Below are 14461 nucleotides of genomic sequence, written 5' to 3' on the forward strand. Positions count from 1 at the left end.
AATTACCCCTGCTCTTTTTTTCTTTTAGCTATCTTATTCTCATACATCATCTTATCAGCATTATTAATTGCTTCTAATATATGCTTGCTACCATTATACTCATCATATCCAATACTGAGTGTAAGCCTATGATTGAGTATGTCATTATTATCGTTCCACTCATTGAGATTCTTCTCTACTCTTTTTATATATTTTTCAGCATTTATTTTCCTACTGTCACATAAAGCCACTAAGAATTCATCTCCACCATATCTTACAGCCAAGTCGCTTTCTATAGTTGAGTTCTTTAAAAACTTAGCGACAACCTTCAATACCATATCCCCAATATTGTGTCCATAATTATCATTAACATATTTAAACTTATCTATATCAATAATTAAAATCATCATGTTTTTATGATTGTTTTTAACATCGTCGGCAATGCTTTGAATGTATTGATTAAAATAGTGCCTGTTATATAATCCCGTTAAAGAATCCTTTGTAGCCATTTCTTCCATTTCCCTATGGGCAAGCTGAAGTTCCTTAGTTCTTTCACCAACTATCTCTTCCATATTTTTATACATGTATTTTAATTCATATGACATTTTCTTTATTTCATATCCTAAAAGCTCCAGCTCGTCGTTTGTATTTATATCTAAATTTACATCAAAATCGCCTTTTCCAATGCCCTCAACAGCTTTTACTATTTTAATCATTGGTTTAGTAATATAAGATGAAATCATTATAACACTAATTATTAACACTAAGATAGTAATAATTCCCTCTATTATAAAAAGATTTCTGAAACCTATCAAGGGTCTTAGATGGTTGCTTTTTTTAATCTCCATAAATATAAATATTTTTTTGTTCCCAACGCATTTCAATCTTACTGGATACCATACTAATATGTTTTCTTTAGTAGTCCTTATACTTAATTTTTTCGATGAAATGATGTCCTTGGACATTTTAGTATAGTCTTTGCTAAGACTCTCTCCAGTATTTAAATCCCTTTTGCTCCCCCATTCTTTTTTCTCGTCGGGATGAAATAGATAGTACCCATTGGAATCTAAAATTATTGTATTATTATATCCATTGTCCAACTTAATTCTTTCAATATCATTAAATAAATACTCAATATTTAAATTTAAAATCAAAAAGCCTCTTAAATTATCATTTGTATATACCGGTGTAACATATCTGATTGTAGGCTTTACTGGAATTTCTATTTCTCCTTTTTCCCTGTTAAGATCAATATCGGAAATATATATTTCCCCTTTTTTTAACTTTAATGCTTCTTGATAGTAATATCGATCTCCCTTGTATTGAAGTTCTTCGTCGGGCACTATATTTACCTTCCCTTTATTGTTGTTAATTCTTATTATTTCATATCCACCTTTATTAACAAACCTAATTTGATCATATTGAATATTGTTTTTTGAAAAATGATAGTAAATATTTTCAAGTTCATTTTTATATTCACCACTTATATCCTCAGTAGAATATGCCGATTTCTCTTCAGTCATTTCTTCCAAAAATAAAATATCCCTTTTAGTAATGCAAAAAAACTTTACAACCATTTGTTTTATATTATTTAAAAAAAAATTGATTTTTTCTTCTTCGTTTTCAATAATATACTTTTTTGTACTAGAATATCCCGAATATCCAACAAAGACTACTGGTATCATTGATATTAGCAGTATAAATATTAAAATCCTTGTTCTCAAACTATATTTAAACATAATACTCCCTCCTATCAAAAGAATTCTTGGAAATTCTAGCTTCAAATTGATAACATCAATCATTATATACTATAATAATACACATTTCTATTTATTTTTACAAACTTCTTTATTGCAGAAACTTAAAGGACCTACCTTCGTTCAAAGATAAGTCCTTTTTAGTAAATATAAAGGGTTAAGCCACATAAAAAAACGAACTAGTCAAATTGGTAATTAAAGGGTTATATAGTATGATGTGTTTATTTTTCAAATATACCTAAAGGGGAATTCTCACTATGAACTCCGATCCTTTACCTTCCTCACTTTTAACTTTTATTTCCCCACTAAAGGAGATAACTATATGCTTTACTATGGCAAGTCCAAGACCGGTTCCACCCACTTTTCTCGACCTAGCTTTATCCACTCTATAAAATCTTTCAAATAATCTTGGTATATCTTTTTTTGGAATACCCATTCCCGTATCTTTTACTTTTAAAAAGATATTATTTTTTCTTTTATAAACTAATACTTTTACTTCTCCATCCTCAGTAGTATATTTTATTGCATTGTCTACTAGATTAAGTACCAATTGCTTAAACCAATCCTTACTTCCATAAAGAAAAGGTAGGTTTTCTTCAATTTCGTAGGAGTATCTTATATTTTTTTGTTTTGCAAGTTCTTGTGCCATATGACTTACTTCATATATCACATCGTTAATTGATATATCCACCTTTTTTGCAAAACCTATTCCATTACTTTCAATATCTGAAAGTGTAAGCAAATCGTCGATAAGTCTCGTTAATCTTTCCGTCTCTATTTCAATTATATTTAAAAATCTATCCCTTACCTTTTCATTATTGATAGCTCCACTTTTCAAAGTTTCAATAAATCCCATTATTGATGTTAATGGTGTTTTCAATTCATGGGAAACATTTGCTACAAAATCTGTTCTCATTTTTTCGAGTTTTCTAACCTCGGTAACATCCAATATCAATATTAAGGTTCCAATAATCCTATTAGGGTCATCATTAAGCTTTATAAATTCTGTATAAATCTTTAATGTCTTTCTTGTCGGCTTTTCTAATCTAAATTCAACCTTACTAGATGTGTTTTTATCTAAAATCTCTTCTAATCCATCTTTTAATTTCTTATTTTCTATCTCAACTAGAATATGTTTACCTAATACATCTTCTACACCAATATTAAAAAATTTCTTTGCCGGGGAGTTTATCAAGATAATATTCTTATGATTATCTACTGCAATTAACCCTTCCTTCATACTTCCTATTATAGATTGTAGTTTAGTATTTTTATCTTGAAGCTCGGATATATTTGTGTTGATAGTTTGGCTCATGAAATTAAAAGTATCAGCCAAAATTTTGATTTCATCTGTACTTTCAACATTTACTTTACTGTCAAAATCTCCATTAGCCATTTTCCTAGCCGTATTTGTAATTTCTTTTATTGGTTCAGTTATATGGTTTAAATATCTGTAGCCTAAGGGTATTGCAATGACTAATCCAATAATGACTGAAATTATTATATTTCTTATCAATCCAAAATTAATCTTGTTAATTTCGTTAAGGGGGTATGCAAGCCTTGTGACTCCATATACTATACCTCCCTTTTTCATAGGAACAGCTACATATAAATAATCCAATTTTACAGTTGTACTAAATCTTTCACTTTTTCCTATTCTGCCATTTAAAGCTTCTTGAACCTCTACTCTATCACTATGATTTTCTATTATGTGTAAATTATCCTTTTCGACCTCAGAATCTCCAATAACATCGCCATATCTATTAATAAAAGTAACACGGGCATTGATTTCATCGGATATCTTATAGGACAAATTTAAAAAATCAATTTCCGAAAAAACTTTTTCATCTAATTTATCTTCCACTAAACTATTTATAAGATTCCCATTTGTTATTAGCATTTTTTCAACATTCTCTAGATAACTAATTCTTATAAAGCTCAGAGAAAGAAGCCCAGTAAGTATGGTTCCTATTAATATCAATATCGCATAGGTTATAAATATTTTCTTTTTCATCAAATCACCTATTTCATCTTATATCCTACACCTCTTACGGTTTCTATAAACATTCCATCATTATCATCAATCTTTTTTCTTAGATGCCTAATATGAACATCAACGGTTCTAGTATCTCCAAAATACTCATATCCCCATATTTTATCTAAAATAACATCTCTGGATAAAACCTTACCTTTGTTTTTAGCAAGCATTTTTAACAACTCAAATTCTTTTAAGGTTAATTCTAAAATAGTATTATCCTTCTTGATTTCATGTTTTTCAATATCAATTGTAATATTTTTTACTTTTATCAAATTTCCATCATCAACATTTTTATCTTGTATTCTTCTGAGTACAGCCTTTATTCTAGCTAATAGCTCTCTTATGCTAAAGGGTTTTGTCATATAATCATCTGCCCCAATATCTAATCCCTTGATTTTATCATTTTCTTCACCCTTAGCCGTAAGCATAATTATAGGTATATTTCTATAATCTGAATTTCTTATTCTTCTACAAACTTCAATACCGTCTATTCCCGGTAACATTAAATCAAGTATTATAAGATCAATATCACCATTTTGGGCAAATTTTACAGCATCTTCGCCATTATCACAAGTTGCTACATCAAAATTATTACTTTCAAGATTAAATTGTATTAATTCTAAAATATGATGTTCATCATCAACAACTAATATTTTTCTTTTACCCATAGCCACTCTCCTTTTTTATATATACTATAGAGAGTTCCAAGTAAATCTTCATTTATACATAGCAAAATATCCAATGTTACTTGGGATTTTTGATGTTTATAAATTAAAGTTTTGACTGGAATCTCTAATGTGTTATTTATAAACTGAGGAAATTGAATAACTCTTAATTGGCACAATTGCATATGCGAATACTATCCTTGATTTAATGGCTTAAGATATAAGCATATTTGATGGTATAGCTTTAAGAATTTTAAAACTACATGTAGTAGATGGTTTTTATAAAAAGTAATTATGCCATTTGCTCCATTAACATAAAAACGCCCTTAATCATCATAAATGATTTTACAGGCGCCTTAGGCTCGGCTCATAAAGACAACTGGGATCTCTATATCAATTACGGTGTCTTTTCTTTTTTTCTTGGTACATAAGTTTGTCTGCTTCATCTAAAATATCCTCTATTTCACTTATATTACCTGACTCGTAGAGTACAGAACCTATACTCATTGATAGTCTATAGGGTCTTTGTTTTATATTATTGTAATACTTAATCTTTCTTTGTAGTCTTTCAATAATAGCTTCCCTATCTTCCTTTCTAACATCTATAGCTAGGACCACAAATTCATCACCACCAAATCTTGCTAGTATATCAGTTTCTCTAAAAACCTCTTTTAGTATTGAAGCTACATCCTTTAGCACCTTATCTCCAACGAGATGTCCAAAGTTGTCATTGATAGATTTAAAATCATCCAGATCACAAAATAAAAACATTAAGTTTCTTTTCTTTCTTTTGGCAAGCTGTATGTGATGGTTTGCAAGGTTTAAAAACCCTCTTCTATTATATAAAGAAGTAAGTTGGTCTATGAGTGCCATACTTCTAAGAGCAGCAAGCATCTTATGTCTTTCTATTGAGTAATATATTGACCGTAATAACAAATTACCATCAAATTGACCCTTAACTAAATAGTCTTGCGCTCCTTCTTTAACTGCTTTTATAGCCAAAAATTGATCATTTAGACTTGTCAATACTATAATAGGTGTTTCAGCTGTTTCAGCATATATCTTTTTTAAAGTGTCTAGTCCGTGGCTGTCGGGAAGCGTTAAATCTAGTAGTATTATATCAAAATAGTTCTCCTCAAGCTCATGCTTAGAATCACTAAAATTTTTCGCTCTAATAATTTCAAAAGTAGTTTTTTTGAAATTTCTATTTATTTCTTGATTAAGCATATCTTTAATTATAAGGACATCAAAATTACTATCTTCTACTAAAAGAACTCTTATAGTTCCTAATTCCATAAATACACCTCATAAAAATCAAAATAATTCCAATATATTCAAATTGGATTATAGCATAATAATGTATCTCAATAAATATTTTACACATCTTTATAAATATTTTATACCTATAATAATTTAATAACAAGTAGATAAGTTAGATTGCTAAGTAATTTTGATTATTTTCTAGGCATTTTGTTGTAAGCATACTTACTGTATGTAGGCTATGAAGTAACTAGGAAGAGAATTAAAGGGACAAGTAAGATGACTAGTTTATTTTTGGAATGTGACTTAAAGCATCCTAGATATTTTCAAACGTCCTATAAATTATATAGGTTAATTTCTTTTGAATCTAAAATTTTGTTATTTGTTGCAACTTTTACATGTTATATAATAACTTTAATTTTCAAATAATATGATTGTAAGCTAACAGCTTGCACAATTAGGACTTGAGGATTTTGTATAATTTTATTTTGACTAAGTTGCATAATATATATACTATATCTACTAAGATTTCCAAACCATATATAATAAATAGTTTTTATAAATGGCGATTATGCAATTTGCTCAATTGACTAAATTTTAATATGTTTAGAGAAAAAAATGAATATACATTTGTTTTCTTAAACTTATATATATTAAATTTTAATCAATATGTTAGCAGGTCAAGTAAAGTTAACTTCATCTTCAGTTTTGCCCCTATATTTATAATAAAAATTTATTGGAGGTTTTCTAATGACTAACTATAACCAAATGAATCAATATGAAATTCAAGAGGCTAAAAAAAGAATGGGAACTATGTCCGGTTCTAACGGATCTGGAGCTGGTATGACAAATACAACTGCAGGAGCTGGCATGACAAATACAGCAGCTGCAAATGCTCAATTAAAGAGTTCAGAAAAGATACAAGCTCAAGAAGATATGAATAAAAATTCAATGTATTAATAACTAAAATTGGCTAGGTTTTCACCTAGCCTTAGGCTATCTAAAAACCCGAATTTCTTCGTTGTTGCTGAAACCAAGAACCCTTACGTATGTCTATATACGCTGCGGCCTCTCGGTTTCAGCACGCCTCGAACTTCAAATTTTTAGGTAGCCTTACATCTTATAGACTTTGTCTACAATCTGTGGCTAGGTTTTCACCTAGCCCTTTAATTAGTTTTTGTTAATTTTGGTTGAAGACATCTAATGATTCTTGTAGATAATCATCTATTACTTTTTGAACATTTGAATCCTTGAGGGTAATAGAAATTTCTATCCTTCTATTTTTTGCCCTTGCTGATTCTGAATCTCCACTTGCAATTGGTCTAAATTCAGAATATGCGCTTGCGGCAAAATATTTTCCATATTTATTTTCTAAATCCTTGTTAGAACTCATCAAATAACTTACTACTGCCGTTGCCCTTTTAGCTGATAAGTCCCTGTTATTTTCTGAGGAACCAATGTGGTCCGTATGCCCTTGAATATTTATAGCATCAATATTCGACCTGATACTATTATCATCTAAAACCCTCTCAAAGGCATCAGCAAGCTGATCTAGCAATTCTTGACCTTGTGTCTTTAATTTGTAAGAACCAAAGTCAAAAACTAAAGCCTCATTAATTATAATATTACCATTGTCACTTATTAAAACAAGCTCCTCACCAGCATCATTGGTTTTTCCTAATTCCTTTTCAACTGAACCCTTTACCTTTTTTAGTACATCCAGTCTCAGTACAGCAATACCTTGAAGCTTTGTTCTAAGCTCTCCTAATTCCCTATTACTTTCAGCAATAATCTCTCTTTGCTCGTCAATTTGTTCTTCTGATAGCTTAAGAGCTATTTCTCCACGTTCAACTTCAGCCCTAGCTTCGTCTATTTTATCCTTTAGTAGTCTTAATTTTTTTTCCGCTCTACTTATTTCAGCATTAGATTCTTCTAATCTTTTTTCCGTATCTATAATTTGTTTCTTTGCAAATTCTAAATTTTTTCCTGTAATCATATTTTGAACATATGCCAATAGCATTAAGAAAAATAATATCAATGCTATAGTAGAAATCATGTCAGTAAACGATGGCCAAAAATTTTCTTCTTCTTGGTTTTTTTTATAATTTCTTCTACGAAGCTTCATAATCTTCCTCCCTTCACCTTGACTTTATCCATATAGTATAATCTAAATTTGCCTTTTGATTTCAAAATGAAAAGAGGCTATTCATCTATTTTTTTAGCTAATTTATCCACTGATTTTGATAGATTTTCTATTTGAAGTCCTATGGCTATTTCCTTTGTATTGTGTTTTAACTCTTCGGAAAAATCATTAAAGCTTACATTCATTCTTTGTATATTTGTTTTTAAGTGGTGATTGAATTCTGAAAAATCCCTTGTATTCTCAGCGAATACATTAAGGGAATTGTCAAACTTTTCAACACTCTTAAGTAAAGACTCGGAAAACTGTTCAATTCCACTAGTTGCTGAAGCAAGTCTAACGCTCAACACCTCACTAATTTCCTTCATACTCTTTTCTAATTTTACATTGAATTCTCCAAGACTTTCAACCAATTCATTTTTCACCAATGCCTCTGGGGTTTCTACTATTGTACCAACCCTTTGTGCTAGTGTATTATCAAGGAATTCTTCCATTTCAATCATTACTGACTCTCTTACCTCTTCTACTCCAACGAAAATACTTATTATTGTCAATAAGATGGACGAAGCAATACCAAACAGTGAAGTTACAAAGGCAACAGACATCCCCTTTACGGAGCTTATAAGCCCTTCTATAACTGAATCCATACTATCTAGTACATCTATACCGCCACTGGCAGCTAAGGTCTTTACTAGCTCACTAATAGACAATGTTAGACCATAAAATGTACCAAGAAGTCCTAGTACAATCATTAATGAAACTGCTCTTTTGATAAATTTTTCTCCTAAATACTGGGAACTCAATTCTTTATTAAAGTTTTTTTCAATAATAGCCTGGGTATTTATCTCATTAACTCTAGCCTTTGCAGCTAATTTATAATCATCAACTATGTCATTAAATACCTTACTTTCAAATATTGCAGCCTCTCTATTTTTATCCTCCTGTAAATCCCAAAGCATTGAAAAATATCTTTTCCTAAGAGATAAAGATATTACAAAGGCCGAAATGAATATCGCAAGTATTGCAGCTATTATTACAATAGCCAATGGATTCAATTTACTAAATATGTTACTTAGACCTAACAAATTTAATTCCCCCTTTTTTGTTTTTTATGTAATTCATTTACTGCTTGCTGGATTTCCAACTCAATTGTATCATTTTATGAATCCTGTAGCAATTTGTACAATTATCTAAAAATTTGTCGTATCCTTTGATTTTTCCTAGCTTTTTACTATATATGCATAAATATTAAATTTCTATTAACATTTTCTTACAAGTTAGTGTCAGTAAAAAAAGCCCTAAGCTACTAATTTAGTAACCTAAGACTTAAGTGGATTCAAAAAAACAAACTAGTTATCTTACTTATTCTTTTAATTTCTTGCATTATTACTCAATCACTCCGTAAACTGAATTGTTTATTTTTTTCATATTACTTTAATGGGATTTTAACCCCCTGCAAATACGTGGATGGCCTTTACATCATCACAATCATTTATGATAGTAGTAGACCAATCTTCCTTTTTTATTATTACTCCATTAATTTTTACAATTATTTTTGGAAAAACATAATTCTTTTTTTTTAGTAGTAATTCAACAGTTAGACCTTCTTCCCATTCAAAATCCCTATTGTTGACCTGTATCATTTCGATTCCCTCCGATTGTAGAACATTATGCCATTGCTTGTTCTTTGTCAAGGAACGGCTTTACGACTTCTACTACTTCATCAAAATCAATACCAAGCTTTTTAAGATGCTCAAGGGTAGGAACTCCATTGTTACTCCACCCTCTACGCTTGTATACTGCATCCGTAAGCTTGTCATACTGACCTTCTCTATATTCTCTTAGGACAGCCATTCTTTCCTCAATGGTTTTACCGACTGGATCATAGTCAACTAATTCCCTTAGTTGACCATCATACCTTTCTTCTCTAGAAAGATATTCTTCCTTAGTGACTGGTCCCATAGATCTATATGGAGTAGCATCATTCTTTCTTAAACCTTTTCCCATTCTTATATTAAATACTCTTTGGAAGTTATACACCCTCTCGGATTCAGTTATCATACTATCCTTATCAATACCTCTTCCTGTAACCCCATTTGCAACATCAATATAATTATGAACATGCTCTGGAATTTTGGCTGGCTCATCTTCATACTGATTATTTTCTGGTACTATATCATTCCAACACAATTTACAGAAACCATATAATCCAAACCAAGTCCTAAACATGGGATAATAGTGTAATGCCTCTGCCTTATTTTCAAAGGTTGGTATTTGGTTATTGACCATATCTATAAATATTAGCCATGCTTCATCATGCTGTGGCCCTTTATTAGTGAGTCCATAACCGCCCTGTTGAGCTAAGGATTCCTTGGACATATACTCTGAATACTCAAGACCTTTTTGTTCCATTCCTATATCAAACAAGAAATTGGGATCTCCACCGTATTCCTCGGCAAATATTTTTTTCATTCTCAATATACCTTGACCAGCTATTTTCCCAAAGCCTTCTCCTTTAGCCATTTGATGTATTAGCTCCAGGGCCGCATCAGCATTTCCGAAATTAAGCTCAAGACCACCGGTTATCTCCTTGTTTAATATACCATTTTCATAGCATTCCATAACAAATGCAGTTAAAGTTCCAAAGGAAATAGTATCTATCCCATAGGTATCACAATAGAAATTGAGTTCAAGTATTACATGGGGATCAAAAATACCACAGTTTGGTCCAAGTCCCGCTGCATTTTCATACTCTGGTCCATCAACCACTACCTTATCTCCCTTGTATCGTCCAGTTTTAAGTTCAAAATTATCAGCTGCCTTGGCACATGCCATTGAACATCCATACCAACATCCGTCTGGCATATTCTGGGTTATATATTTTTCTATAAATACTGTAGAAGCTACTTTATAAGTATCCGGATGGGCTCCAAACTTGTAATTGTGGGTAGGTAATAGGTCATATTTATCCATAACCTCGATGATATTGGCAGTACCGATTTTTCTCATATTATTTTGATTTTTATCATTTTTACACATATTCTTATGAAATCTAACTCCCGCTTCTCTAATAAGATCAGGATCTACTGGATTGTTTAAATCCGATCTAACACCATCAAATTTAATAACAATAGCTTTAATCTTTTTATCTCTAAAAACTGTTCCTATGCCGCCTCTACCAGCCTGCTTAAGTCTAACTGCCTTTCTTCTTAAATCATAAAAAGTAAAATTAAGTATGCCTAGCCTAGTATGCTCTGCGGCGGTACCCGCAGTTATAACTGAAATATTTTTTTTATCATACTCATTATCCCCATACATATCGGTCAATACCTCACCAAGTATATGTCCATCTATTGGCTCTAAGGGAGCTTTCTCTATAGTGACCTTGTTATTTAAACCATCAATATATATAATTATATCTTCCTCAGCCTTACCCTGTACCTCGAGAGTATCAAAGCCAGAGAATTTTAGATAGGGCCCAAAGTAACCACCAACATTAGAATCTATTGGGATATCCGTCATAGGAGATATGGAACATACCAAGGATTTACCCGTACCAGAATAAGTTGTTATGCCACAGGCAGGTCCTCCCGATATAACTATTTCATTCTCTGGATCATTCCATTTTGTATTCTCAGTAACTGCATTCCAAAGATACCATAAACCATAACCCTTCCCTCCAACAAACTTCTCCTTAACCATTGGAGGTATGTCCTTAATCGATATCTTATTTTCTCCAATATTTATATACAGGGTCTTGTCTGTATAACCTTTATCTATAGGTGCTTTTATATATTCAAGACTAGTAATAAGCTCCCGGGCATCTCTCATTGCTTTTATATCCATAAATAATTCCCCCTTGTCCTCTAAAATATAGTAGCTGGAGTAACTTTTTCTAGCATTTCTACCTCAACATCCTCAATTTTCAATGCATTTGTAGGACAAACCCTTGTACAAATACCACATGCTATACATTTAAAAGGTTCATGTGAACTACTATGATACATCATGGCCCCTTCAGTACAATATCCAACACACATCAAACATCCTACACATCTGTTTTTATCAACTCTTATTATTCCCCTAGCATCCCTCTTTAAAGCAAGCACTGGACATTGATCCATACACTCACCACATTGAGTACAAGCTGTTATTTTCTTTTCTAAACTAACATCCACTTTTATACATGACTTATCCCTGTTTGCTTCCTTAAAAAAGGCTTTAGAACATGCCTCTTCACATGCTCCGCATCCAATACATAATTCATCATTTTTAGTTAGTATCTTCATAAAAGCTCACCTCCTGATTTATAATAAATTACGTTTTGTATAGCTTGAAACGTTTTAGATTACTTCTTTTATAGGTATGATATAAATATGTTTGCAATTTACATGCCAATTATACAAATGGTACAAGGACTTAAAACAACTTAAAAATTCCTTTTTTTGCCTCTTTTCGAGACGCCTGTTTTTAGGACATCGTATCTAAAAATTGACACATCCATGATTTCCATTGAATTTAACTGTGTTTAACTAATGAATAGTCAATGGCTATCAACAATTTAATTATACTAAATTTTTATATTTTTTAAAACATTTACCAGAGTCTCCCCTAAATAAAAATTAGGGACATGAAGTCCCTGGGAAATATAATTTCTACACCTTAGTATCATATATAAAGATTTATATTAAACAACCGATGGTTCAAATATTAATTCACCTCTTTCAAATCTATTTAGATGAAGCATATCAATTGGTAAAGTAGTTTCCTCACCTAAAATACTTTCTGCTATCAATACGCCAGTTGCCGGCCCAAACATGAACCCGTGTCCACTAAAGCCAACTGCTAAGTAATAACCTTCAACCCCATCTACTGGTCCCAAAATTGGTTGCCTGTCTGGAGTTATATTATAAATCCCCGCCCATTGTCTTATCATTCTGGCATTTTTAAGGGGTGGCAGTATCCCTGTGATGGTTTTAGCCATTTCCTCTAAGAAATGCCATCCCGATGTTATACGTAAATCCCTTGGCTCTCCTTCATCGCCTCTACCCATGAGTAATCCTCCATGGGGAACCTGCTGGCAATATAGATTTAATGAAAATGACATAACCATAGGCCCAAGTACTTGTTCTATTGCCTCTGTAACCAGTATTTGATGCCTTTCTGAATATACTGGAAGTTCGATACCAGCCATCTTACCTATTGCTTGTGAATATCCTCCAGCCCCATTAACAACGATATTTGTAGAGATATCTCCCTTAGTAGTTTTTACACCTTTAACTTTACCATTTTCTATCACTATATCAGTAACCTCTGTAAATTTATATATTTTAACACCAAGTCTTTCCGCCGCCCTTGCAAAAGCTTCTGTAGTATGGAATGGATTAAGATGCCCATCCTTTTGACAGAAGGTTGCACTTATAAGTCCATCCGTATTTAGGAAGGGAACTATCTCCTTAGCTTCTTCAAGGTTTAACAGTCTCGATGGAATCCCTAAACTATTTTGAAGCTCAACATTTTTCTTGAATTGCTCATGCTCCTTTTCTGTACTAGATATCATTAGATACCCACCTTGCTTAAACTCTATATCACCATCATACTCCAGTTCTTCATTAGCATTTTCAAAGAGTTCACAGGCAAACTTCGCTATTTTACAATTCATTTCCGTTCCCCATTGCTGCCTAATGCCAGCTCCACATCTTCCAGTTGATCCACTAGCTAAATATCCCTTCTCAATGACAGCAACATTTCTTACTCCCTTTTTAGCTAAATTATAGGCTATAGACACTCCCGATATGCCTCCACCAATAATAACAACATCAGCAGTTTTAATCATCCTCTCTGCCTCCTTCACTTCCAGCCTCCGCAATTTGTCCCAGGGTTATGGCTTTTACAGGAGGTCTATATGTCCCAGGCATAATTTGTGATATGGGTTTACCTGTTATTATTGATATTTCCCTCAAAATTAATGGCATACATGTCCTTCCTTGACATGGCCCCATTCCCGCTCTGCTCACCCTTTTGATCTCATCAAAGGTGGTATAACCTTCCTTCACTAATTTTTTTATATCTTCCTTGGTCAAATCTGAACAACGGCATATTATGTTATCGTCTGACATAGTTAATCCCCCTTACATCCTAAAATTTCTTACTACTTTCATATATTGTCTTGGAACAGCAATAGAAACTATAGGAGTCCTATCTAATGCCTTTGAATCTAGTATCCTTACTACCCTAACATCACATACATATTGCCCTTCTCTATTTAACCCCTTAACCACTTCTCCCTGTTCTGGCAATGGAATAAATTCGTAAGGAATTTTTATTAGAACCTCATTCTCGGAATAAGTTGCATCGACTATCATAATCGCCAGCCCTGGACAGTGGGCTATACATAATCCACATCCATTACAATTATCATGATTTATCTGTGGCAAATCATTAATATCTTCAAATTTTTTAATAGCATTTCTCTTACATGCAGTATAGCAAGGATTACAAGGTATATTCTGATAACATTCAATCACTGCAACGGCTCCCTTTTCTAATCTTTCCTCGGAAGGAAAAACACTGTCTATCTGCTTTGCAGAAGGCACTCCAGTACTTTCTAACATTCCGACAC

At 32.1% G+C, this 14461-nt stretch carries 13 protein-coding genes and 1 pseudogene; 1 reads left to right on the top strand and 13 read right to left on the bottom strand.

Annotated features, from left to right (window positions below; translation table 11 throughout):
• Window positions 1-2 precede the first annotated feature (2 nt).
• From N4A68_10355 to N4A68_10375, 5 genes and pseudogenes are all read right to left on the bottom strand, one after another.
• The gene (locus N4A68_10355) at window positions 3-1718 is read right to left on the bottom strand and encodes a diguanylate cyclase (protein ID MCT4564694.1); all 1716 of its coding nucleotides are present in this window, start codon (window positions 1716-1718) and stop codon (window positions 3-5) included.
• Between the two features lie 256 nt (window positions 1719-1974).
• Window positions 1975-3750: a cell wall metabolism sensor histidine kinase WalK gene (locus N4A68_10360; protein ID MCT4564695.1), complete on the bottom strand. Its 1776-nt coding sequence runs from the start codon at window positions 3748-3750 to the stop codon at window positions 1975-1977.
• 8 nt (window positions 3751-3758) lie between these two features.
• Window positions 3759-4442, bottom strand: a complete 684-nt coding sequence (locus N4A68_10365; GenBank protein MCT4564696.1) for a response regulator transcription factor — start codon at window positions 4440-4442, stop codon at window positions 3759-3761.
• A 390-nt stretch (window positions 4443-4832) separates the two neighbouring features.
• A complete protein-coding gene (locus N4A68_10370; protein ID MCT4564697.1) occupies window positions 4833-5312 on the bottom strand; it encodes a GGDEF domain-containing protein in 480 nt (159 codons plus the stop codon).
• Between the two features lie 87 nt (window positions 5313-5399).
• Window positions 5400-5735: pseudogene (locus tag N4A68_10375) on the bottom strand (response regulator).
• Between the two features lie 714 nt (window positions 5736-6449).
• On the opposite strand from N4A68_10375, the gene N4A68_10380 reads away from it, so the two are divergent.
• On the top strand, window positions 6450-6659 hold the full coding sequence (locus tag N4A68_10380; protein MCT4564698.1) for a hypothetical protein: 210 nt from the start codon (window positions 6450-6452) through the stop codon (window positions 6657-6659).
• A gap of 220 nt (window positions 6660-6879) precedes the next feature.
• Here N4A68_10380 and N4A68_10385 read toward each other — a convergent pair whose 3' ends face one another.
• The 8 genes from N4A68_10385 to N4A68_10420 form a co-directional block, all read right to left on the bottom strand.
• Window positions 6880-7824 carry an OmpA family protein gene (locus tag N4A68_10385; GenBank protein MCT4564699.1) on the bottom strand — a complete coding sequence of 315 codons (945 nt, stop codon included), beginning with the start codon at window positions 7822-7824 and terminating at the stop codon, window positions 6880-6882.
• A gap of 77 nt (window positions 7825-7901) precedes the next feature.
• Window positions 7902-8924, bottom strand: coding sequence for a MotA/TolQ/ExbB proton channel family protein (locus N4A68_10390; GenBank protein ID MCT4564700.1), 1023 nt, complete (start codon window positions 8922-8924; stop codon window positions 7902-7904).
• Window positions 8925-9284: 360 nt separating this feature from the next.
• On the bottom strand, window positions 9285-9482 hold the full coding sequence (gene thiS, locus N4A68_10395) for a sulfur carrier protein ThiS (GenBank protein ID MCT4564701.1): 198 nt from the start codon (window positions 9480-9482) through the stop codon (window positions 9285-9287).
• 25 nt (window positions 9483-9507) lie between these two features.
• Window positions 9508-11685: a hypothetical protein gene (locus N4A68_10400; GenBank protein ID MCT4564702.1), complete on the bottom strand. Its 2178-nt coding sequence runs from the start codon at window positions 11683-11685 to the stop codon at window positions 9508-9510.
• Window positions 11686-11705: 20 nt separating this feature from the next.
• Window positions 11706-12128, bottom strand: coding sequence for a 4Fe-4S binding protein (locus N4A68_10405; GenBank protein MCT4564703.1), 423 nt, complete (start codon window positions 12126-12128; stop codon window positions 11706-11708).
• Window positions 12129-12526: 398 nt separating this feature from the next.
• Window positions 12527-13675, bottom strand: a complete 1149-nt coding sequence (locus N4A68_10410) for an FAD-binding oxidoreductase (protein ID MCT4564704.1) — start codon at window positions 13673-13675, stop codon at window positions 12527-12529.
• Entirely contained in the window at window positions 13668-13958 is a 291-nt protein-coding gene (locus N4A68_10415) for a (2Fe-2S)-binding protein (GenBank protein ID MCT4564705.1), read from the bottom strand. The genes N4A68_10410 and N4A68_10415 overlap by 8 nt, the downstream gene beginning before the upstream one ends.
• A gap of 12 nt (window positions 13959-13970) precedes the next feature.
• On the bottom strand, window positions 13971-14453 hold the full coding sequence (locus tag N4A68_10420) for a 4Fe-4S binding protein (GenBank protein ID MCT4564706.1): 483 nt from the start codon (window positions 14451-14453) through the stop codon (window positions 13971-13973).
• Between the last annotated feature and the right edge of the window lie 8 nt (window positions 14454-14461).

The sequence above is a fragment of the Maledivibacter sp. genome (assembly GCA_025210375.1).
GTDB lineage: Bacteria > Bacillota > Clostridia > Peptostreptococcales > Caminicellaceae > JAOASB01.

Coding starts and splice junctions, on each gene's coding strand:
- N4A68_10355 (MCT4564694.1), bottom strand. CDS start 1,718: ATGTTTAAATATAGTTTGAGAACAAGGATTTTAATATTTATACTGCTA.
- N4A68_10360 (MCT4564695.1), bottom strand. CDS start 3,750: ATGAAAAAGAAAATATTTATAACCTATGCGATATTGATATTAATAGGA.
- N4A68_10365 (MCT4564696.1), bottom strand. CDS start 4,442: ATGGGTAAAAGAAAAATATTAGTTGTTGATGATGAACATCATATTTTA.
- N4A68_10370 (MCT4564697.1), bottom strand. CDS start 5,312: ATGGCACTCATAGACCAACTTACTTCTTTATATAATAGAAGAGGGTTT.
- N4A68_10380 (MCT4564698.1), top strand. CDS start 6,450: ATGACTAACTATAACCAAATGAATCAATATGAAATTCAAGAGGCTAAA.
- N4A68_10385 (MCT4564699.1), bottom strand. CDS start 7,824: ATGAAGCTTCGTAGAAGAAATTATAAAAAAAACCAAGAAGAAGAAAAT.
- thiS (MCT4564701.1), bottom strand. CDS start 9,482: ATGATACAGGTCAACAATAGGGATTTTGAATGGGAAGAAGGTCTAACT.
- N4A68_10400 (MCT4564702.1), bottom strand. CDS start 11,685: ATGGATATAAAAGCAATGAGAGATGCCCGGGAGCTTATTACTAGTCTT.
- N4A68_10405 (MCT4564703.1), bottom strand. CDS start 12,128: ATGAAGATACTAACTAAAAATGATGAATTATGTATTGGATGCGGAGCA.
- N4A68_10410 (MCT4564704.1), bottom strand. CDS start 13,675: ATGATTAAAACTGCTGATGTTGTTATTATTGGTGGAGGCATATCGGGA.
- N4A68_10415 (MCT4564705.1), bottom strand. CDS start 13,958: ATGTCAGACGATAACATAATATGCCGTTGTTCAGATTTGACCAAGGAA.
- N4A68_10420 (MCT4564706.1), bottom strand. CDS start 14,453: ATGTTAGAAAGTACTGGAGTGCCTTCTGCAAAGCAGATAGACAGTGTT.